At 65.0% G+C, this 20,647-nt stretch carries 16 protein-coding genes and 1 other RNA gene; 11 read left to right on the forward strand and 6 right to left on the reverse strand.

From position 1 onward, the window contains the following. Positions 1 to 10 precede the first annotated feature (10 nt). The 3 genes from ACJJV2_RS03125 to ACJJV2_RS03135 form a co-directional block, all read right to left on the reverse strand. Positions 11 to 433 (reverse strand): phage holin family protein, encoded by a 423-nt coding sequence (locus ACJJV2_RS03125; protein WP_043333873.1) that lies wholly within the window; start codon positions 431 to 433, stop codon positions 11 to 13. Further along, entirely contained in the window at positions 433 to 771 is a 339-nt protein-coding gene (locus ACJJV2_RS03130) for a DUF883 family protein (protein ID WP_347421713.1), read from the reverse strand. Before ACJJV2_RS03130 ends, ACJJV2_RS03125 begins: the two co-directional genes overlap by 1 nt. Positions 772 to 1,213: 442 nt before the next feature. Beyond that, positions 1,214 to 2,428 (reverse strand): phospholipase A, encoded by a 1,215-nt coding sequence (locus tag ACJJV2_RS03135; protein WP_405278217.1) that lies wholly within the window; start codon positions 2,426 to 2,428, stop codon positions 1,214 to 1,216. 455 nt (positions 2,429 to 2,883) lie between these two features. Between ACJJV2_RS03135 and mscK the strand changes: the two genes are divergently transcribed. Beyond that, a complete protein-coding gene (gene mscK, locus ACJJV2_RS03140) occupies positions 2,884 to 6,399 on the forward strand; it encodes a mechanosensitive channel MscK (RefSeq protein ID WP_405278219.1) in 3,516 nt (1,171 codons plus the stop codon). A 173-nt stretch (positions 6,400 to 6,572) separates the two neighbouring features. On the opposite strand, the gene ACJJV2_RS03145 is transcribed toward mscK, so the two are convergent. The 3 genes from ACJJV2_RS03145 to ACJJV2_RS03155 all read right to left on the reverse strand — a co-directional run bounded on the left by ACJJV2_RS03145 (position 6,573) and on the right by ACJJV2_RS03155 (position 10,443). Further along, entirely contained in the window at positions 6,573 to 7,799 is a 1,227-nt protein-coding gene (locus ACJJV2_RS03145) for an ABC transporter substrate-binding protein (RefSeq protein WP_405278221.1), read from the reverse strand. A gap of 98 nt (positions 7,800 to 7,897) precedes the next feature. Further along, complete coding sequence (locus ACJJV2_RS03150) at positions 7,898 to 9,586, reverse strand: sensor histidine kinase (RefSeq protein WP_405278223.1); 1,689 nt, start codon at positions 9,584 to 9,586, stop codon at positions 7,898 to 7,900. Next, complete coding sequence (locus tag ACJJV2_RS03155) at positions 9,583 to 10,443, reverse strand: response regulator (protein ID WP_405278225.1); 861 nt, start codon at positions 10,441 to 10,443, stop codon at positions 9,583 to 9,585. The genes ACJJV2_RS03150 and ACJJV2_RS03155 overlap by 4 nt, the downstream gene beginning before the upstream one ends. A gap of 178 nt (positions 10,444 to 10,621) precedes the next feature. On the opposite strand from ACJJV2_RS03155, the gene ACJJV2_RS03160 reads away from it, so the two are divergent. The 10 genes from ACJJV2_RS03160 to ACJJV2_RS03205 all read left to right on the forward strand — a co-directional run bounded on the left by ACJJV2_RS03160 (position 10,622) and on the right by ACJJV2_RS03205 (position 20,644). Beyond that, the gene (locus ACJJV2_RS03160) at positions 10,622 to 11,785 is read left to right on the forward strand and encodes an AbrB family transcriptional regulator (protein ID WP_405278227.1); all 1,164 of its coding nucleotides are present in this window, start codon (positions 10,622 to 10,624) and stop codon (positions 11,783 to 11,785) included. 129 nt (positions 11,786 to 11,914) lie between these two features. Then, positions 11,915 to 12,011, forward strand: an RNA gene (ffs, locus tag ACJJV2_RS03165) — signal recognition particle sRNA small type. 442 nt (positions 12,012 to 12,453) lie between these two features. Further along, complete coding sequence (gene dnaX, locus ACJJV2_RS03170) at positions 12,454 to 14,673, forward strand: DNA polymerase III subunit gamma/tau (protein WP_405278229.1); 2,220 nt, start codon at positions 12,454 to 12,456, stop codon at positions 14,671 to 14,673. 181 nt (positions 14,674 to 14,854) lie between these two features. After that, entirely contained in the window at positions 14,855 to 15,187 is a 333-nt protein-coding gene (locus ACJJV2_RS03175) for a YbaB/EbfC family nucleoid-associated protein (RefSeq protein ID WP_043333871.1), read from the forward strand. Beyond that, entirely contained in the window at positions 15,187 to 15,813 is a 627-nt protein-coding gene (gene recR, locus ACJJV2_RS03180; RefSeq protein ID WP_405278231.1) for a recombination mediator RecR, read from the forward strand. The genes ACJJV2_RS03175 and recR overlap by 1 nt, the downstream gene beginning before the upstream one ends. 234 nt (positions 15,814 to 16,047) lie before the next feature. After that, a complete protein-coding gene (rnd, locus tag ACJJV2_RS03185) occupies positions 16,048 to 17,229 on the forward strand; it encodes a ribonuclease D (protein WP_405278233.1) in 1,182 nt (393 codons plus the stop codon). A 114-nt stretch (positions 17,230 to 17,343) separates the two neighbouring features. Further along, positions 17,344 to 17,700 (forward strand): YcgL domain-containing protein, encoded by a 357-nt coding sequence (locus tag ACJJV2_RS03190; RefSeq protein WP_284726682.1) that lies wholly within the window; start codon positions 17,344 to 17,346, stop codon positions 17,698 to 17,700. 69 nt (positions 17,701 to 17,769) lie between these two features. Further along, a complete protein-coding gene (locus tag ACJJV2_RS03195) occupies positions 17,770 to 18,249 on the forward strand; it encodes a YcgN family cysteine cluster protein (RefSeq protein ID WP_405278236.1) in 480 nt (159 codons plus the stop codon). Between the two features lie 413 nt (positions 18,250 to 18,662). Then, positions 18,663 to 19,289 carry a TetR/AcrR family transcriptional regulator gene (locus tag ACJJV2_RS03200; protein ID WP_216061267.1) on the forward strand — a complete coding sequence of 209 codons (627 nt, stop codon included), beginning with the start codon at positions 18,663 to 18,665 and terminating at the stop codon, positions 19,287 to 19,289. A gap of 86 nt (positions 19,290 to 19,375) precedes the next feature. Beyond that, positions 19,376 to 20,644 (forward strand): efflux RND transporter periplasmic adaptor subunit, encoded by a 1,269-nt coding sequence (locus tag ACJJV2_RS03205; RefSeq protein WP_405278238.1) that lies wholly within the window; start codon positions 19,376 to 19,378, stop codon positions 20,642 to 20,644. Positions 20,645 to 20,647 lie beyond the last annotated feature (3 nt).

Here is a 20,647-nt window from a genome sequence, read left to right on the forward strand (position 1 = left end):
AGGCGGGGCATCAAAGGTTTTCGCGTTGGCGCTGGCGTTCCAGTGCGTCGGCACGCACATCCTTGAGGCTGTCGCTGTCACGGCTCAGGTTGCTGAGCGTGGAACGCAGCAGACTGCGCTGGGAAGCGATCACCTTGACGCGCCAGGCGATCAATCCCCCCAATGCCAGCAGGATACCGCCGCTCAGTGCGATGGCCAGCAGGCGGTGGGTATCCCAGAAGGCCACGACTACCAGCAGGATCGCCAGGCCGATGCCGAAGCAGATCAGCATCAGGGCGATACCCGACAGCAGCAGCATCACGAACAGCCGTTCGCGTTCTTCCTCGAGCTCCAGCACGGCGAGACGCAAGCGCGTCTCGCCACTCTCGACCAGGCTCGCAGTCAGACGTCGGATGGCGCCAAGTACGCGTTCAACCGGCCCTTGCTCCTGCATCAGCGACGGCCAAGCAGCATACCGACGACGACACCGGCGGCCGCGCCGATACCGACACTGGTCCATGGGTTGTCGTGCACGTAGCGGTCAGCGCAATCCGCTGATTCGCGCGCGCCGGCGGCGATGCGATCGCCCTGGGCGCTGAGGCGGGCGCGGGTGGCTTCCAGACGAGTCTGGGCGCGGGCGCGGGCTTCCTTCATGCTCTCGCGGGAATCTTCAGCCGAGGCGTGCAGCAGTTCCTCGACGGTCTGGGACAGATGGCGCAGATCTTCCTTCAGCTGGTCGGTATTGGCACCGGTCGCGGAAGTGGTGTGATCGCCGATCTTTTGCATAGCCATGATGTAACTCCTTCCCGTATGTCGAATCAGATTTCGCGAATGATGAGCGCGGTGTTGTCTGCGCTTGACTCTCGAACTCTCTCTTCCCTGGGGCGCCGCAGGCGGCAGGGCATGACCTGAATCCACTTGCACGAGACTCTCTGCAAGCATCGTCAGCACGTCGTCACGACGCGTCTTGCGTGGTCATGCACAAGTCGTGGGGGTCGAACGCGACAAACACAAGGGCAAGACACGCACAGAGCACGATATCGCCATGTCACGGGCGGGAGGCATGATCTGGATCATGGACGTGCCACTAGGTCTACATAGGCGGTCCACATCGGCAGTCCACATGAGGGCGGTGCATACGGAGGGCAGATGGCAAGACGGGCAGCCTGGGCTGCCCGTTGCGGGAGGGTCGTGCGAGTTCTTTTATAAGAACTTTTTGATCAGAGCTCTTTGATCAGGTCTCTGGCGAGCCGGCGAAGAAGGTATTGATCGAGAAGCCCAGGCCAAAGCGATTCACGCTGTGGTCGTAGTCGATCAGGCTCTCACCGTAGCCGTGGTAGTACTGCACGTAGCCACGTACCTTGCCGAACAGCGGGAAGGAGTAGTCGAGCTGGTTGCCGTAATTGCCCTTGGAAGGGTTGCCACGCACCATCCAGGTGACTTCGTGCTGATCGGAGGTATAACCGACCGTGATGTCGCCGTAGCCGATGTAGTTGTAGAGATCCGGGTTGTCGTCCTCGTCGGACTCCTCCGGCACGCGCCAGTGCGGCGTGACCGCGATGGCCCAGTCGCCGTTCTGGAACATCATGTCGGCGTAGACACGGTTCCAGCTGCGCGACAGCGGGTCGGAACGGCCGTTGGACTGATGCGCGAAACCGATGCGGTTGCGGGTATTGGTCCAGCCGAACAGCTCATAACGATTGTCGAACTGCAGGAAGGCTTCCGGCTCGTAATTGGTCTCGCGGAACGGCGCCGACGCATCGGAGTTGTAGGCCTGCCACCAGCTGCGCTGGGTATAAGCGAAGAACACGTCGCCATTGTCACCGAAGATGTCATCCATCAGCTCGACCTTGAGGCTGAGCTGGTATTTCACCTCGGTCTTGTCCACCTCGCCTTCCTGGGTGACTTCGGCAAAGCCATTGGCATCCGGGTTGGTGTTGTAGGCCCAGGGCAGCAGGTAATTGCGCTTGTAGGCGGTGATGGCCAGCGGATTCTTCTCGGCATCGTCCTCAAGAACGACACGCTCCTTGGCACGCTGCTGGGCCAGGCTTTCATCGAGGGGCGCATCGACGTTCTGGCCTTGTGCCCCCTCGGTCTCGGCCGCTTCCGCCGAGTAGCGGTCGTAATCCGCGTCTTCGCGGTTGGAGAGGAAGACCTGCTCGGTACGCGGGTCACTCTCGACGCCGTCCGCCGTGCCCGGTGCAGAGGCCGCCAGCTCGCGCCAGTCAGCCTGGCTCATGGCGCCCGCGCGAGCCTGGGCGGCAGTCATGCCCAGTGCTTCGGGAGCGAAGCGTTTGCCGTTGGCCAGTACCACGCGCCCTTCGGCATCCATGGTGTAAGGCACGTCGGCCGCTGCCGGTGCGGCGGCACCCAGCAGTACTGTGGCCAGCACTCCCGAGAGGCGTGCAGGGACGGACCGGAATCCGATGGAGGCAAGGCGGAGGGGCATGGAAGTATCCTGTCGGTTACACCGCGGCGGGGGAGCAGTGCATTATGGAGCAATGTTCATGACATGTCTGCCATTCTACTGGCGGCGCAGTGTCCGGTTCCAGCACGAAGATTTCGACAGATGCGTCGCTTCGATGCGACGATGCATGTCGCTCCCGCTGGTCCGCAAGTGCCGCTTTTTCGCCACGTCACTCTCGGCTTCATTCTCCACTTTACTCTCTAGTTCATTCTCCACTTCATCCTTTGCTGAGCGGCCACCGACGGACGTTTGCCGACAAGGATTGCGTGGGATGCAGCGCCAGTCGACAATGCGGCCCTTGCCTGCGCTTGCGGCCTGACACGATGCCATCCTGCATGGCTGACAGCGGCCAGGCGGGGCAGTAGAGCCGATGAAGAAGCGCGGTGGTGACCATTGAGGAGACAGCTGTGACAGGTAACAAGTCCTTGAGACTGATGATGTTGGCAGGTGCATTGCTGCTGATGGTGCTGCTGGCCTGGGTGCCGGCCACGGCCAGTGCGGACGCCCCGAAGCGTGCTGATGTCCAGACTCAGCTTGAAGACCTGCAGAGCGTCGAGAAGCCGGATGCCGACACCCGTCAGCGCGTCGCGGACCTCAAGGATACCCTGACGGTGCTCGACGACCTCGCCGAGGCCACCAGCAGCCTGAATTCCCTCAAGAGTGAGGTCAAGGAGGCACCGGCGGAGTTGGCGAAGGCGCAGGCCGAGCTGGCGCGCCTGCCTCAGGACTACACCCCGCCCAGCATCGCGTCGCTTGCAGGCGAGTCGGTCGAGGCGCTGGACAAGCGCATGACCTCGATTCTCGACTCGCTGCAGAACCTGCAGGACAAGCTGGCCGATACCAATCGGCGCCTGATCAATGCCCAGAGCCTGCCGGAGCGTTCGCGCTCGACCCTGGCTGATGCACAGCAGCAAGTGCAGCGCCTGCAGACCCAGCTGGGTGGCAGCGGCGATGCCGACCTGTCCGGCACCGGGCGTGCCCTGATCGAGGCGCGTCTGGCATTGGCCGAGACGCGTGGCGATCTGAGCCATTCAGAGCTCAATTCAAGCTCCCTGCTGCGTGAGTTGGCCCAGGTGCGCAAGACCCTCTACAGCCGCCAGATCGCCAATCTGGAGCAGGACCTGGAGCAGGTCCAGACGCTGGTCAACGACAAGCGCCGTAACCAGTCCGAGCAGACCATCGCCGATGCCACCAGTGGCGAGAATGCCGCGCTGGCCGACAACCCCATCTTCCAGCAGGTGCTCAACCGCAACCGCGAGCTCAGCAGCCAGCTGCTGGCGATCACCGATCGCGTCAACGCCGTGATTCGCGATGGGCTGGAGGTGCGCACCCAGCTTGATCGCGTCACCCAGGTCGAGCGCACCATGAGCGAGCAGATCGAGGCCATCAAGGGCAGCGTCCTGCTGGCGCGTATCCTGCGTGAGCAGCAGAGTCGCCTGCCGCAGGTCGATGTGCGCAAGGACTTGAAGGAAGAGATCGCCGACCTGCGCCTCAAGCAGTTCGAACTCAACAAGGTGCGCGAGCAGCTCGCCGATATTCCGGGCTATCTCAATTCCTACGTGCTGGGCGAGGCCGCGGCGCTGGAACGCCCCGGCGGCAATGCCGATGTCAGCCAGATCAGCGCCGAGCTGCGTCAGGCGTTGATCGGTCAGCTGGAGGCGCGCAAGGAGCTGGTCGACAAGCTCGACAAGGAATACGACAACCTGCTGGCACGCGCCATCGACCTGCAGCTCAACCAGCAGCAGCTGCTGGAAGTGTCAGGGCGTCTGCGCCAGACCATCGAGGAGCAGCTGTTCTGGGTCGCCAACGGCAAGCCGCTGGATCTCGACTGGCTGTCGCGCACCCCGGAAATGCTTGCCGAGGAGCTCAGGCCCAACGTCTGGCGTGGCGTGGTGGCGGGGCTGTCCAAGGGCTTTCAGCTCAGTGACCTGTGGGTGGCGCTGCCAGGCTTGCTGCTGCTGATCTTCATCACCTGGAAGCGTTCGCGCATCCGTGCGCGCCTGGCGGACCTGCACGCCCAGATAGGGCGCCTGAAGCAGGACACCCAGCTGCATACGCCGCGCGCCATTCTGCTCAACGTCCTGCTGGCCATCCCCGGTGCGCTGGCGCTGGCCTTGATTGGCGGCGTGCTGTCGCTGGGCGAGGGCATCATGCTGTGGGCGCTGGGCCAGGCACTGTTGAAGCTGTCGCTGGCGTGGGGCATCTTCGCCATCTTCCGCCGCCTGCTGGTCAAGGACGGCGTCGCCGAGCGTCACTTCCAGTGGCCGGCCAACTACGTGGCGGAGCTGCGCCGTCATATCTGGTGGCTGGGCTTCGCGCTGCTGCCGGTGGTGCTGACCACCAACATCATCAGCGAGGCGGACCTCAATCTGCTCGAGCGTCCGCTGGGGCTGGCCATTCTGTTCGTGGGCCTGATGGCGATGAGCTTCTGTCTGTCGCGGCTGATTCTGGCCCACGTCCCCTTTTTCGGCCTGAAGCTGTTTCGACTGATTCTGGGCCTTGCGATGGCGCTGGTACCGGTGGCGCTGGGCGTGCTGATCTGCCTCGGTTACGAGTACACCGCGCTGCGCCTGTGTGGCCGCTTCATCACCACCATCTTCCTGTTCGGGGCCTGGATTCTGGTGGAGGCCACCGTGGTGCGCGGGCTGGCAGTCGCCGCGCGGCGTCTGGCCTATCGTCGCGCCGTGGCGCGTCGCCGCGCCCAGGTGCAGGAGGGCGCCGAAGGCGGTGTCGAGGTGGTGGAAGAGCCGCCGCTGGACATGGAGCAGGTCAACTCCCAGTCACTGCGTCTCTCGAAGCTGATCCTGGTCATCAGCTTCCTGTCGATCTTCTATGTGGTGTGGGCCGATCTGCTCAATGTGCTCAGCTATCTCGACAGCGTGGTGGTGTGGGAAATCGCCGCTTCCGTCGAGGGCGATTCGGCGACGCCCATCTCGCTGGCGGACTTGATCGCGGGCATGATCACCCTCGCCGTGGCGGTGATGATGGCGCGCAACCTGCCGGGCCTGCTGGAGGTCTCGATTCTGTCGCGGCTCGAGCTCAAGCAGGGCTCCAGCTATGCGATCACCTCGCTGCTGTCCTACGTGATCATGGCCACCGGCTTCGTGATGACATTGGGCAGCATGGGCGTCAGCTGGGACAAGCTGCAGTGGCTGGTGGCGGCGTTGAGTGTCGGGCTGGGCTTCGGCCTGCAGGAGATCTTCGCCAACTTCATCTCGGGCCTGATCATCCTGTTCGAGCGCCCGGTGCGCATCGGCGACACCATCACCATCGGCAACCTGCATGGCACGGTCAACCGCATCCGGATCCGCGCCACCACGGTGACGGACTTCGATCGCAAGGAGATCATCATCCCCAACAAGGTGTTCGTCACCGACCAGCTGATCAACTGGTCGCTGTCGGACAACGTCACGCGGGTGGTGCTCAATTTCGGTGTCGCCCATGGCAGTGATCTGGATCTGGCGCATCGTCTGCTGATGCAGGCCGCCCAGGAAAACAGGCGGGTGCTCAAGGACCCGGAGCCGCTGGTGTTCTGCCTGACCTACAACCAGGACAACTTCGGTTTCGAGCTGCGCATCTACGTCAATGACCTGACCGATCGCCTCTACGCCACCGATGAGATCAACCGCTGGGTGGATGCACGCTTCCGTGAGCATGGCCTCAAGGTCGCCTTCCAGCAGATGGATGTCTGGCTGCATCGCGACGATGGCACCGAGCGCCTCGTCGAGCAGCGCAGCGCCTCGGCGGAGTCGTTGCGCCCCGCCAGCGGCTCACCGGAAAGCAGCGAGGCGGAAAGCACGGAGTATCAGAGCAGCGAGCACCGGGAAGGTGGTGCGCTGATCGCGCGTCGCAAGCCCGCCGAGGGTCTGGCAGGCCGTGAGGACGCCGGGCTGCGCGAGGCCGCACCGGACGCCGATGGCGGTGACGGCGGCGGAGATGCCGGTGGTCGCTGACGCTGAACCCACTCGCTCATCTCATTGAATGCCGCATGGCATCACGCACAAGGCGCCCCGAGGGGCGCCTTGTGCGTGATGGGCTCGGTTCTGTATCCAGTGCGCCCTGCAAAGGCGACTTGTACAGGTCGAGCCGTAAAAGGGGAGGGGCTAGCCAGGCCTGACGCCACGCATCATTGGTTCAATTCGGGCTGCGTGGCTGACGGGATCTGACTCTGGCCCTGACCTTGGCTCGCCTCACCGGCAAAGGGAGCAGGGGCCTCGAATTCCAGTACCCAGCGGCTCAGGAAGCTGGCCTGCTTGAGGCGATCGAGTGTCGCCAACAGGCCAGGGCCGATCTCGATCGGGCGTAGCGCATCGCCCAGTTGCTCGCGCATGTGCTGAGCGCTGCCCTCGCCACGCACCTCGGGGTGCAGTGCGCCCAGCTGGCTGTCGCTGGCCACCGCCTGCTGGCCTTGCAGACTCAGCCACCAGTCGAGAAAGGCTTCACCGGCCTCGGGATGAGGTGCCTGCTGGGGGACGAAGGCCAGCCGGCGCTGAATCAGCACGTAGTCTTCCGGCACGATCACCACCAGCTCCGGATGGGCGCGGGCAAAGGTCACCGCGTAGGGGCCGACCAGGTTGTAGGCGATGTCCACCTCGCTGCTGGCCAGTGCCTCGAGCATGGCGCCGGTGGTGCTGACCAGTCTGGCATCGGCCTGACCCATGGCGCGCACCAGCGTCCAGTAGCGCGGCGATTGACGGGCATCGGACACGGCATAGGTAAAGCCGGAGCCGCTGCGGCGCGGGTCGTAGCTGATGATGCGGCCGCGCAGCTGCTCGCGGCGCGTCTCGAGCAGGTGCCAGAAGTCGCGATGGCTGCGCAGCACATCGCGGGGATTGCGCAGGCCGTCGAGGTCCGCCAGACGCTTGAGCGCATCGCGTCGTGCCACCATCACGATCGGCTCGAAGCTCATCGCATACAGCTCATTGCGCCAGCGTGAGTTGGCCGGCCAGGCGGTCAGGTTGGGGGCCTCGAGTGCCAGAGCATGACCCTGATTGGCGAGTCGGTACTGTAGCCCCATGGCGGAGGAGATCATCAGATCGGCCTGCGGTGTCAGCGGCGCCTGCAGGTACTGTGCTTCAAGCCCGAGGGCGGAGCGATTGACGTAGTGCAGCACTCGCTCAGGATGCTGGCGGCTGTAACGCAGCAGCAGCGGGCGAATCTCGGGCAGGTCCAGTGCGGCGTGAATGGTCAGATCGGCCGCGAGGCTGGCAGCACTGTCAGGCGCGGGCGGCGTGACTGGCTGGCCGCCCTGCAACCACAGCGATTGATGCTCTTCGAGCAGCGGGTCAAACGCTGACTGGGTCGCCGCCTGGGTTGCGGCCTGACTGACGGGGCTCAGAAGCACGGCCAGCACGAGGCAGGCCGTCAGCCGTCCAGATCGCTGTCTGCCCGGGCGGTGATTGTCATGACCGTGATGGTCAGGGCGCTGCTGCCCGGTTGGCGGTCGTCTCGCTAGCATGCTGTGCCTCCTGTCTTCGCAGGCTTGCCGGCCTGTGCTGATTCATCATCCCCATCCGCTCTCACCTCAGGCGCTGCGCAGGGCGCCAGATGCAGGCTGACGCGTAGCCCGCAGGACGCGCCTGTCTCGGCTGCGCGGGATGCAGAGTCAGCAGCCTGCGTCATGCTGCGTGCTGTCGCGTCGCTGAGTGTCAGGCGCGCATCGTGATGTCGCGCGATGCCATCGACGATCGCCAGCCCCAGTCCGGCGCCTTCGTGATGCTTGAGCTCATCGGGCTGCTGCGCCGGCGCCTGATCATGACTGTCGGGCTGGGCGTTGCGGTGGAAGGGGCGCAGCACCAGTAGGCGCCGCTCGGCGTCGATGCCAGGGCCGTCATCCTCGACACTCAGCCGCCAGCGGCCCGCCAGTGCGGCACTGTCCGGTTGCGTGAACGTGGCCTCGCTCGGCGCCGCCATCCGGCTCAGGGTGAGTGTGACGGTGCGCGCGCCGTGCTTGCAGGCATTGTCGATCAGATTGGCCAGTGCCTCCTCGAGCTGCCACTCGACGCCCAGCGTCCAGGCGGCGCCATCGATATCCGGGGCGATTTCGAGGCCGAGGTCCACGCCGGCGCGATCACAGCGCAGGAACAGGCGGCTGACGGTGGCGCGCGCCAGCGCCGAGAGCTCCAGCGGCACGCGCGGCGGCTGCACTTCCGGGTTGTTGAGGCGTGTCAGCGACAGCAGTTGATTGGCCAGATGGGCGGTATGGCTGGCGGTGGCCTGCATCTGGCCCAGCGCGGCATGCCAGGCGCTGGGATCCTGCTGGCGCAGTGCCAGCTCGGCGTGCGCGGAGAGTCCCGCCAGCGGGGTGCGCAGCTGGTGCGAGGCATCACCGATGAAGCGCTCCTGGTTGGCGCGCACGCGGCGCATGCGCGCCAGCAGGTCATTGATGGTGTGCTTGAGTTCCTCGAGCTCGCGCGGCAGGGGCAGGTTGAGCGGCGCCAGGCTGCGCGAGTCGCGTTCGCGAATGGCGCGGCGCAGGCGGGTCAGCGGCGACAGCGCCAGCCGTACGCCGATCAGCACCACCAGCAGTGCCAGCGTGGCCATGCCCGCCAGACGCACCAGCGAGCCACTGAACAGCTCACGCGTCAGGGTGTCTCGCCCCTCGCGGGTATGGGCGACGCGAATGCTGTAGCGCTGGCCGTGGCGTGGGTCATCGCCCCAGCCGCCCAGCCGGGTATCGAGGCTGCCCAGCCGCAGTGCCTGCCCCTGCCAGGCGATATCGCGAAACGACAGCTCGCCGCTGCGTCCGAGCGATTCCTGTGGGGCCAGGCGACCATTGGCGGCGCGATTGGCATCCGGCAGGTGGGTATTGCCGGTGACCTGCTCGCCATCGGCATCCACCAGGCTGTAGAAGACGCGTTCCTGGGCGTCGGTGGCCAGCATCTCGAGGGCGGCGGGCGGCAGGTCGAGCCACAACTGGCCATCCTGCCATTTGACCTGCTCCGCGATGGTGACCAGCGAGGCCTCCAGCAGTCGGTCATAGGCGCGATCCGCTGCCTCACGCGCCGACAGGAAGGCCTGCACCAGCAATAGCGTGCCCAGCGCCAGCAGGGGCAGCAGCAGCCAGCTCAGCAGGCGTCGATAGAGGCTGATGCTGCGTTTTTCCTCTGTCTGTGGGCGCGGTGAGGGTGCGGAATTCAAGCGCTGCCGTCCGTGGTCTGTTCCAGTAGATAGCCAAGGCCCCGGATGGTGCGCAGATTGACGTCGCTGCCTTCCAGGCGCTTGCGCAGGCGGTGTACATAGACCTCGATGGCGTTGTCGCCCACGGCTTCCTCCTCACCGAAGGCCTCACGGGTCAGGCGCGCCTTGTCCACCGGTTCGCCGGCATGCTGAATCAGGCAACCCAGCAGGCGCTGTTCGCGGGGCGGCAGCGCCAGCGGGGCATCGGCGAGCAGAAAGCGTGCATTGAGTGGCTCGAAGGTCAAACTGCCGAGGGTCAGGCGTGGGGCGATGCCAGACGAGGGCGCCGGCTGCTGACTGGCCTGAAGAGTGGCCTGCTGACTGGCCTGAAGAGTGGCATGGCGGCGCAGCAGGGCGCGCACGCGGGCTTCCAGCTCATCGAGCACGAAGGGCTTGGCAAGATAGTCATCGGCGCCCAGGTCCAGCCCGCGCACGCGATCTTCGATTGCGCCGCGCGCGGTGAGAATCAGCACCGGTGTCTGGCGGTCGTGCTGGCGCAGCGCGGCGAGAATCTCGAGCCCGGAAGCGCCGGGCAGGTTGAGGTCGAGTACGATCAGCGCGAAGCCGTGATCGTGGTGGGCCGCCAGGCGGGCAAGCGCCGCGGCGCCGTCGGCCAGGTGGGTGACCGCAAGGCCCTCGGCGGAAAAGACGCTGCATAGCGTGCTGGACAGCAGGGCGTCGTCCTCGACCAGCAGCAGGGCCGGGGGCGGTGCGGTGGCTGGGCCATGCGCTGAGGCGTCAGTCGCTGAATCGTCAGCCGCTGAGGCGTCAGGTGCTGAGGCGTCAGGTGCTGAGGGGAGTGAGTCGGGAGAAGTCATCCGGGCTCCGCAAGGCGCGTCAGGTACGCGACAAGAGTGATGAGAGTCAGGCACAGGGCCGGTCTGCGACCTGCAATGGCCGCTTGGAGGCGCAATATTGCCTCAAACAGGCAGCCAATGGCGCTTGCGCCAGCGTATCATTGGTGGCCTGTTTCGTGTCGCTGACAAGGAAGCCAGCATGCCATCCGTTCCACTATTGCAGCGCCTCAAGGCGCGCGCCTCTCGTCTCTCGCCAGCCCATTGGCTCACGCCTGTCACGTCGCTCAGGGCTGTCACGTCGCTCAAGGCTGCCACATCGCTCAGGGCTGACGCGCCGCTCAGGCCGCTGCTGACCTCGCTGGCGCTGGGCGTGGTGGGTGGCTGGCTGTTCCAGCTCACCGGCATGCCGCTGGCGTGGATGCTGGGGCCGCTGGTCGCCAACCTGCTGGGCGCGATGGCCGGGCTGAAGCTTGGTGTGCCGGACCGGCTGCGCAACCTGTTTCTGGGCGTACTGGGTCTGACGCTGGGCGCGCGCGTCTCGCCGGAGCTGGTCTCGCACCTTTCCAGCTGGTGGTTGTCGGCGTTGCTGTTGCTGGCGGGGGTGTGGGCCTCGACGCTGGCCTGCGCCGCCTGGTATCGCCGCTGTGGTTTTGACGCCACCAGCGCGTGGTTCTCCTCGGTGCCCGGCGCGCTGACGGCGATGGTGGTGATCGGCGAGCGCATCGGTGGCGACCCGCAGCGCATCGCGGTGGCGCAATCGTTGCGGGTGCTGCTGGTGATCATGATTCTGCCGCCGCTCTATTGGGTGCTGGAGGGCGCGGCGGGCACGCCCGGCATCGGCAGCGATGTGGCGGTAAGCGGCCTGTGGCTGATCGCGGTGCTGCCGATTCTGCTGCCCCTGGCCAGGCGACTGCGCATTCCCAATGCTTCGCTGCTGGCGCCGCTGTTGCTGGCGCTGGTGCTGTCGCTTGGCGACGTGGTGCGTTTCTCGCCACCGGTGTGGGGCACCGATGTCATGCAGCTGGTGCTGGGCTGCGCCATCGGAGCACGCTTCAAGGGCCTTACGCCGCGGGTACTGGTCGGGGTGATGGGTCAGTCGGGCGTGGCGACCCTGATCTCGCTGTCGGTGCTGGGCTGCTTTGCCGAGTTGATCCATCAGCTGATGGGCGTGCCGCGTGACGTGGCCTTTCTTGCCCTGGCGCCCGGTGGTATCGGCGAGATGGCGCTATTGGCGGTGGCGCTCGATCTCGACCCGATCTTCGTCGCCTTTCATCACCTTCTGCGCCTGATCGTCCTGATGCTGTTGCTGCCGGTGATGGCGCGTCATTTCCGCCATCGCCGAGCGCGTGAGGCGACGCAATAGCCCGTGGCGTGATCTCCCCTTGTGAGGGCGGCGATGCGCTGTTATAGTGTGCGCCTTGATCACGCCAAGTGCTTGAAGTTCAAGCGATTGGCTCGGTAGTTCACCGAATGATCATATTTGTGGTGGCCCTGTCGGTCCTCCCGCAATGCTAGGCTGCAAACCCCGCCAGGCCCGGAAGGGAGCAACGGTAGTGGCTGACGCGTGTGCCGGGATGTGGCTGATGGGGCCGCCTCCATTTCAGGGCCCTGAAAGTGGCTGCTCGTGAAATGTCCGCATCATCCCGCCTGCTGCGCAACGCTCCATCGCAAGCCCCTGCATTGCAAGCCCTCGCAAGCCCTCGCAAGACCTTCGCTTCACGCTACCTGAAGCCTTTCGCCACGCCCTCGCTGTCTGAAGCTGTCATCTCCTGCCTGACCCGAGTCCCGCTTGGCGTTTCGTCGTGCCCGCAATTCAGGCCGAGCACCACGCCTGTCATCCGGCCTCGCGCCCTCAATCCTGCTGCGCAAGTAGCATCGTGCTTTGAAGCCACACGGCAAGTCGCTAGAATGAGCGCATTCTTAGCGAGGCCACGTCATCGGTCTCCGTCTGTCGACTGTCGGGGGTGAAGCCCAGCCGGGTCGTGCAGGTTTCAGCTCATGTTTCAGATCGCCCAAGGAATGCCCCGCTCAATGAGCTATCAGGTATTGGCGCGCAAGTGGCGCCCGCGCAATTTTCACGAACTGATCGGTCAGGAGCATGTCAGCCGTGCGCTGGTCAATGCCCTCGATCAGGGGCGCCTGCACCATGCCTATCTGTTCACCGGGACCCGCGGTGTCGGCAAGACGACGCTGGCGCGCATTCTGGCCAAGTGCCTGAACTGCGAAGAGGGCGTCAGCTCCAGGCCGTGTGGCGTATGTGGCACCTGTCGCGAGATCGATGAGGGCCGCTTCGTCGACCTGATCGAAGTCGACGCCGCCTCGCGGACCAAGGTCGAGGACACGCGTGAGCTGCTGGACAACGTCCAGTATGCGCCGACCCAGGGCCGCTACAAGGTGTACCTCATCGATGAGGTGCACATGCTGTCGACCCACAGTTTCAATGCGCTGCTCAAGACGCTGGAAGAGCCGCCGCCCCATGTGAAGTTCCTGCTCGCGACCACTGATCCGCAGAAGCTGCCGGTTACCATCCTGTCGCGCTGCCTGCAGTTCACGCTCAAGAACATGCCGCCGGTGCGCGTGGTCGAACACCTGTCCGACATTCTCGCCCGCGAGGAAGTCAGCTTCGAGGAAGACGCGCTGTGGCTGCTCGGCAAGGCCGCTGATGGCTCGATGCGTGACGCCATGAGTCTGACCGATCAGGCGATCGCCTTCGGCCATGGCCAGGTGCGGCGCGAAGATGTCGCCGCCATGCTCGGCACGTTGGATCACCGCCACGTGCTGGCGCTGCTGGAGTGTCTGGCCTCGCTGGACGCCGCGAGTCTGCTGGCGGAGGTCGCGACACTGGCCGAGCAGGGGCCGGACTACGGCGGGGTGCTGGACGACATGGCCTCCGTCTTCCACCGTCTGGCTATCGCCCAGATGGTGCCGAGCGCACTGGACAACGGGCATGGCGACCGTGATGCGCTGCTGGCGCTGGCCAGCCGTTTCACCGGTGAAGACGTGCAGCTCTATTACCAAATCGCCCTGCAGGGGCGTGGCGACATGGCCAACGCCCCGGATGCGCGCACCGCGCTGGAAATGACGCTGCTGCGCATGCTGGCCTTCCGCCCGCAGGGCGTGCCGCGCCCGGCGCAGACGCCGCTGCCGATGACCGGCCAGGCGGAGGGTGCGAACGCGCCTGGCGCTCAAGCCCCGGCGCCTGTCCAGCAAGCGCCTGTTCAGCAGGCTTCTGTTCATCAAGCTTCGGCTCAGCAGGCTCCTGTTCAGCAGGCTCCTGTTCAAGAAGCCCCGGTTCAGCCTCAGCAAGCGCCCGCGCCCCAGCCTGCCGCGCCAGCGACCGAAGCACAGCCGCCGATGGCCGACGAGCCGCCACCGTGGGCGACGGAGGACGTTCCGCAGGACGCCCGGGATGCCGGCTTTCGCGACGTAGCGCAAGACGTGCCCCAGCCAGCGGCCGCGCCAGTGTCGGCGCCAGCGCCAGAACAGACGGCAGCTCCCGCACAGGCGCCCGCTGCGCCAAGCTCGGCGATGTCACGCCTGAGTGCCGCCTTCGGTTCCGCGCCAGCACAGCCAGAGGCTGCTGAGTCATCGGCCCCGCAGCCCGCTGAAATGGCAGCGCCGCAGCCCGCTGAAGCCGTACCAGCAGCGCCGGAAGCCGCTGAAGCTGAAACATCAGCGCCAGCACAGCCCGAGCCCGCTGCATCGCCGGCGCCAGAGCCGGTCGTGTCTAAGCCGGTCGCAAACGAGCCAGCCGTGGCAGCGCAACCGATGCCGGAGCCTGCTCCCGCACCGGAGCCGGCACCCGCGGCTGCTCCCACGCCGGCGCCGAGCGCCCCGAGTGTCGATGGTCGCTTGAATCACGCCGCGTGGCTGGAGCTGTTCCCCTCACTGGGGTTGGGCGGCATCACGCGCAATATCGGCGCGCATTGCCTGGTCGAGCACGATGACGGCACCCATCTCAAGTTGAGGCTGGACCCCGCCCAGTCGGCGATGATGGCCGAAGTCCATCAGGATCGCATTCGCAAGGCGCTGGCGGGCCAGGGTGTGGAGCGTGTGCTGGAGATCAGCGTCGCGCCCCTGCCGGAAGGTCTGGAAACGCCGCACAGTCGTCGCATTCGTCTGCTGGGTGAACGTCATGTGCGCGCGGTTGAAGCCTTGCGTGCTGACCCGCATATCCAGTCCATGGAGCAACAGCTGGGCGCGCGTCTGATCGAGGAAAGCGTCAACTCCTTCGAGCCGGACGATTTCTGACGCTCTGGGCAGTTTCGACCGAGTGTCGGCGGTGCCGGGCATCGCTGACGCTTTCCCGGATTCGCGGTGCGTGTGCCCACAAGGCATGCACACCACAGGCCGGAGGTGCCACGACATGGCACGTCCGGCAGACAGCATTTATCGTTAGGTCATGTTCAACACGTTATTGATGAGGTGAGCCATGTTCGGTGGAAAAGGCGGTATGGGTAACATCATGAAGCAGGCGCAGGAAATGCAGGAGCGCATGCAGAAGGTCCAGGAAGAAGCCGCCAAGGCGGAAGTCCAGGGCGAATCCGGTGCGGGCATGGTCAAGGTCACCATGAACGGTCGTCATGACGTCGCGCGCGTCGAGATCGACCCGAGCCTGATGGAAGAAGACAAGGAGCTGCTGGAAGATCTGCTGGCGGCCGCCGTCAATGACGCGGTGCGCAAGGTCGAAGTCAATTCCAAGAAGCAGATGGAAGAGGCGACTGCTGGCATGAACCTTCCGGCCGGCTTCAAGATGCCGTTCTGATGGGATTTTCGCCGCTGGTAGATCAGTTGCTGGATGCCTTGCGCGTGCTGCCGGGCGTTGGCCCGCGAACGGCACAGCGCATGGCGCTGCATCTGCTGGAGCGTGATCGCATGGGCGCCGACCGTCTGGTCGGCGTGCTGGGCGAGGCGCTGGAGCGCGTCGGCTATTGCGCGCGCTGCCGCACGCTGACCGAGGAAGAGGTCTGTCAGCTGTGTCTGAGTCCGCGGCGTGATGAGCGCGTGCTGTGCGTGGTGGAATCGCCCGCCGACCAGCTCGCCATCGAGGGTGCGGGTGGCTACGTGGGGCGCTACTTCGTGCTGCACGGCCATCTGTCGCCGCTGGATGGCATCGGGCCCGAGGATATCGGACTGGATGCGCTGGAAACCCGCGTCCGCGAGAGCCAGATCGAGGAGCTGGTGCTGGCCACCAACCCGACGGTCGAGGGCGAGGCCACCGCACATTACATCGCCGAGCAGCTTCGCGATGTGCAGCACGGTGGGCAGCCGCTCAAGCTGACGCGTCTGGCCTATGGCGTGCCGATGGGCGGCGAGCTTGAATACGTCGATGGCGGCACGCTCAGTCGTGCCTTCAGCGGCCGTCTGCCGTTCACCCTCGGCGAGGTCTGATGCGATGCCGGTGCCGACGCTGTTCGGCACCGGCATCAAGGCAGCTTCGGCTTCAAGGCAGCTTCGGTAGCAAAGCAGCTTCGGTAGCAAAGCAACTACAGCAGCACGTCTGCGGGCGTGGTGGTCAGGAACCACCACGCCCGCGGTCGTTTACCGCCCGGTGTCTGGCGAGTGCCCGTCACCTTCAATTTCCGCTTGCCCGGGCAAGCCTGTCACCACGAGATTTCCTTGCTGATGAGTGATCAACCCGCCACCGCACTGCTGTCAGAACTCGATTTCGAGGCCATCTGGGTCGAGACCCCCGAGGCGCTGGCCGCTGCCTGTGCAGAACTGGAAGGCGCCGATTGGCTGGCGTTGGACACCGAATTCATCCGCGAGTCGACCTTCTTCCCGATTCCGGCACTGGTGCAGCTGATGGCCGCCCGTGACGGCGAGCTGCCCGGTGCGGACGGCAAGACGCCGCGCATCTTCCTGATCGACCCCACCGTGGTGCCGGCCAGCGAGGCGCTCAAGCGTCTGCTGGGGGCAGAGGGCCCGCTCAAGCTGCTGCACGCCTGTGGCGAGGACATGGAAGTCTTCCTGCGCTGGGCGGGCGTGGCGCCGACGCCGCTGATCGACACCCAGATCGCCGAAGGCCTGACCGGCGGCGAAGCCTCGATGGGCTATCAGCGTCTGGTCGAGCGCGTGGTGGGCGTCACCGTGCCCAAGGAAGAGACGCGCTCCAACTGGCTCAAGCGTCCCTTGAGTCAGGCGCAGTGCGATTACGCCGCGCTGGACGTGCTGTTCCTGCCGCAGGTGTGGTCCGAGCAGCGCGATGCGTTGCTCGAGCTGGACCGCATGGCGTGGCTTGAAGAGGATTGCCGGGACCCGGGCAGCAGCGGCGGTGCCACGCCGGACCCGGAGTACTGGAAGCGTCATCGCAGCCTGTGGAAACTCTCGCCGCGTGGCCTGGCCGCCTGGCAGGTGCTGTGTGACTGGCGCGAGGAGCAGATTCGTCTGCGCGACGTGCCGCGTTCACGCCTGCTGGCCGATGCGCAGCTGTTCGGGATCTGCGAGCGACTGCCGACCAATCGCTTCGAGCTGGCCAAGGTCGATGGCATGCATCCGCCGCAGATCAAGCGCCACGGGGACACCGTGCTGACGCTGCTCAAGGACGTGGCGATGATCGATGACAGTCAGCTGCCGCGCGTGCCGCCGTCGCCGTTGGCGCCGGAGTGGAAGAACTGCATGAAGCGCCTCAAGCGTGAGGTCAATGCGGTGGCCGAGGCACAGCAGCTCAAGCCTGAGATTCTCGGCAAGCGCCGTGACATGGAAGCGCTGGTGATCGCCGATTACGAGGGCGAGCCGCTGCCCTTGCCGCAGGGCTGGCGCGGTGAGCTGCTGGCCGCGCGCCTGGCCAAGGCGCTCGAGAGCTGACGCTCGCCGCTTTCGTGGGCCAGACTGCAAGGGGCATGTGCGAGGCTCGCGCAGCCTGGCCTGCCAGCAATACAGGTCAGAACAGGCCAGAAACCGGTAGTGAGCTCTCGGGTCATGCCCGTGACGCGAGAGCTCGCTGATGCGCGCAAGCGCTGCAAGATGATGGGTAGCCCGATGACAGACGACAAGATGATCTGCGAGATCTACAAGAGCGCCAAGAAGGACGAGATGTATCTCTACGTCGAGAAGGCGCGTGGACTCAAGGATGTGCCGGAATCCCTGCTGGGCATCTTCGGCACGCCGACACCTTTGATGACACTGCTGATTCGTGCCGACAAGCCGCTGGCGCGCGTTGCCAGCACCACGGTGCTCGAGAAGATTCGCGAGCAGGGCTTCTATCTGCAGATGCCGCCGGCCAAGGAAAATCTCCTCAAGGAGATTGGCGTGACGCCGCCGGAAACGCATTACTGACGCCCTGTCCGGCAGACAAGACCGTACTGATGAAACGACCCTGCTGCCCGGCAGGGCGAGGAGAGCAAGATGAGTGATGTTCCGCAGCCTGACGGCGGAAAGCGTGAGCGTTTCTGGGAGCGCCACGCACTCTCGGATCTGAATACCGCCGAGTGGGAGGCGCTGTGCGATGGCTGTGGCCAATGCTGCCTGCTCAAGTTCGAGGATGAAGACAGTGGCGATATCGCGGTACTCGATGTCGCCTGTCGCCTGCTGGATGTGCGCAAGGTCAGCTGCCGCGATTATCCCAATCGCGCCACGCGCGTGCCGGGCTGCATCCCGCTGGATGTCGAGACGGTGGGCAAGCTGCGCTGGCTGCCGGAAACCTGCGGCTATCGTCGCCTGAATGAAGGCCGTGAGCTGCCAGAATGGCACCCGCTGTTGACCGGCGATGCCAAGAGCGTCAAGCGCGCCGGGGTCTCGGTGTCACGCTTTGCCGTCTCCGAGGTATCGGTGCGCCAGCAGGACCTGGAAGACCACATCATCGCGATCATCGATCCCGAGAGCTGAGGCGCGCCGCGGGCGCGAGTCAATTTCAGGTGGATGCCTTTGAAAGCGCAGCTCAATGAGCTGCGCTTTCTTGTTTCTGACATTCTGTATCTGGCATTCCGTGTCTGGCATTCCGTATCTGGCAATTTGTGTCTGGCATTCCGTATCTGACATTTCGTGCCTGGCATTTCGAGTCAGGCATTCACTGGCCTTGTATTTGACGCTTCTGACCCTCAGTCACGGCTTGATCTGCTAGATAAGATAATTTGCATAAGCTGATTTGCATGAGCTGATTTGCATGGCCAAGGCGCGTGCATGCACTCGGCCGCGCAATGTCTGGTTGTAAATAAATGAACGTTCATTTATTTTGTGGGGATTCGCTCAAGACCAGATCAGACTAGAACTGACCGAAACAGACCAGAGGCAGACGGGCCATGCGCCATCGTGATGAACACAAGCAGCAGGCGTTGCTGGAAGCCACGCTGCATGAGGTGGCCGAGCATGGTTTTGCCGTGACCTCCGTGGCGCGCATCGCGCGTGCCGCCGGCATGTCGCCCGGCACGCTCTATCTCTACTACCGTGACAAGGATGACCTGCTGGAGGCAACTTTTCGCGAGGTCAGCCGGCGTATCATCGCGGTCGCCATCGAGGCCTTCCAGGCCGAGCCGGCAGAGGCGTTTGAGGCCGAGCCGTCAACGCTGTCGCCGGCCGCCCAGCAGCTCAAGTCGGCACTGTGTCGGGTGTGGAATGCCCTGGTGGCGCTGGGGCGCCGTCAGCCCGCGTTGTTCCTCTTTCACGATCAGTTTCTGCACTCTTCCCATATGCAGGACGCCCTGAGGGTGGCCAATCAGGAGCGCGCCGCGCCCTTGCTGGACGCCTTCGCACTGGGTCAGCAGACCGGCATCCTCAAGCAGATCGATCTCGCCCTCATCGAGGTGTTCATGTTCCGGTCGATCTACAGCCTGCTGCAGGGCTCCAGTTGCCAGTTGCCGGCCATCAGTGATGCCAGCTTCGACCAGGCCTTCGAGATGGCCTGGGACGCGATCGCGCTTCGCCAGTGAGGGCGACTAGCCCCGAAGCGCGCACGCCGGACAGATGACAGATTTTCGCTTGTGCCATTTTATTCCAACGACTCAAGGGCCCGCTGATGAAACTTCGACCTGGTGCCAAGCCACACCTGCGTACTCCTTTCGCCTGGCGGGGAGGCCGCGTCCTTCAGCTGTTCGCCGGACTCGTGCTGGCCCTCGGGCTTGCGGCCTGCAGCGAGGAAGAGGCGCCGCTGGAGAAGCAGAAGGTGCATCCGGTCAAGTTGCTGTCGCTGTCGGATGAAGGCGGCGGTGTCATCCAGCGCTATCCCGGTGTGGTCGAGGCCTCGGAGCGCTCCAACCTGTCGTTCCGCATCGGCGGTGAGCTGCGCGAACTCGAGGTCCAGGCCGGTCAGGAGGTCGAGAAGGGCGAGCTGATCGCGCGTCTGGATGATCGCGATGCCAGAAGCGAGCTCAACAATGCCCGCTCCAGCTTCAATCTGGCGCAGGCGACCTACAAGCGCATGAAGTACTCGGTGGAGAAGGGCGCCATCAGTCGGGCGCGCTTCGATGAGGCGCAGGCCGAATTCCAGTCGGCGCAGGCCCAGTATTCCCAGGCGCAGGACCAGCTCAGCTACACCTATCTCAAGGCACCCTATGACGGGGTGATCGCGCGCGTGCCGGTGGACAACTATCAGGTGGTCGCCGCCCAGGAAACCATCGCCGTGCTGCAGCAGCCGGGGCAGATCGACGTGATCTTCAACATGCCGGAGCGTCAGGTGCGCGCCATCGATCGTGAGCGTGCCGAGGCCGGGCGCCTTGAGGATGCCGCCCTGGCCTGGGTGCGCTTCGGCAGTGGCGAGTCGCGCTATCCGGCCCGTTACAAGGAGCACGACACCAGCGCCAGCGAGGGCTCGCTGAGCTATGAAGTCACCCTGACGCTGCCGGAGCCGCAGGACATCACCGTGCTGTCAGGCATGAGCGCCACCGTGGAGCTGGACATGCAGCAGCTGACGGCGGCGACCCAGGGCCAGTGGCGCGTGCCGATCGAGGCGGTGGTCACTCAGGAGGAAAGCCCGAACCAGGCCGTGGTGTGGCGCTATGTGCCCAAGGACGGTGACGCCCAGGCGAGCGCATCGATCAACAATGACGCCACCACGGACACCGGCTCAGACGACGGCAAGAATGAGGGCAAGAGCGAAGGCAAGCAGCAGGAAGCTGGCGCCCAAGGCACCGTCGAGGCCGTGCCCGTCACGGTACTGCAGGCCACCGGCGAAGGGCTGGTGATCACGGGAGAACTGAGTGCCGGTGACCGTCTGGTCACGGCGGGCGCCAGTCGCATGGAAGCCGGGGAGCCTGTGCGTCCCTGGGTCAAGGAAGCGGGGCTCTGATCC

Origin of the sequence: Cobetia sp. Ld8 (genome assembly GCF_045066615.1) — a bacterium.
GTDB lineage: Bacteria > Pseudomonadota > Gammaproteobacteria > Pseudomonadales > Halomonadaceae > Cobetia > Cobetia amphilecti.

Coding starts and splice junctions, on each gene's coding strand:
- ACJJV2_RS03195 (WP_405278236.1), top strand. CDS start 17,770: ATGAGTGATGTTCCGCAGCCTGACGGCGGAAAGCGTGAGCGTTTCTGG.
- ACJJV2_RS03135 (WP_405278217.1), bottom strand. CDS start 2,428: ATGCCCCTCCGCCTTGCCTCCATCGGATTCCGGTCCGTCCCTGCACGC.
- mscK (WP_405278219.1), top strand. CDS start 2,884: ATGTTGGCAGGTGCATTGCTGCTGATGGTGCTGCTGGCCTGGGTGCCG.
- ACJJV2_RS03205 (WP_405278238.1), top strand. CDS start 19,376: ATGAAACTTCGACCTGGTGCCAAGCCACACCTGCGTACTCCTTTCGCC.
- rnd (WP_405278233.1), top strand. CDS start 16,048: ATGAGTGATCAACCCGCCACCGCACTGCTGTCAGAACTCGATTTCGAG.
- ACJJV2_RS03190 (WP_284726682.1), top strand. CDS start 17,344: ATGCCCGTGACGCGAGAGCTCGCTGATGCGCGCAAGCGCTGCAAGATG.
- ACJJV2_RS03175 (WP_043333871.1), top strand. CDS start 14,855: ATGTTCGGTGGAAAAGGCGGTATGGGTAACATCATGAAGCAGGCGCAG.
- dnaX (WP_405278229.1), top strand. CDS start 12,454: ATGAGCTATCAGGTATTGGCGCGCAAGTGGCGCCCGCGCAATTTTCAC.
- ACJJV2_RS03125 (WP_043333873.1), bottom strand. CDS start 433: ATGCAGGAGCAAGGGCCGGTTGAACGCGTACTTGGCGCCATCCGACGT.
- ACJJV2_RS03160 (WP_405278227.1), top strand. CDS start 10,622: ATGCCATCCGTTCCACTATTGCAGCGCCTCAAGGCGCGCGCCTCTCGT.
- recR (WP_405278231.1), top strand. CDS start 15,187: ATGGGATTTTCGCCGCTGGTAGATCAGTTGCTGGATGCCTTGCGCGTG.
- ACJJV2_RS03155 (WP_405278225.1), bottom strand. CDS start 10,443: ATGACTTCTCCCGACTCACTCCCCTCAGCACCTGACGCCTCAGCACCT.
- ACJJV2_RS03130 (WP_347421713.1), bottom strand. CDS start 771: ATGGCTATGCAAAAGATCGGCGATCACACCACTTCCGCGACCGGTGCC.
- ACJJV2_RS03200 (WP_216061267.1), top strand. CDS start 18,663: ATGCGCCATCGTGATGAACACAAGCAGCAGGCGTTGCTGGAAGCCACG.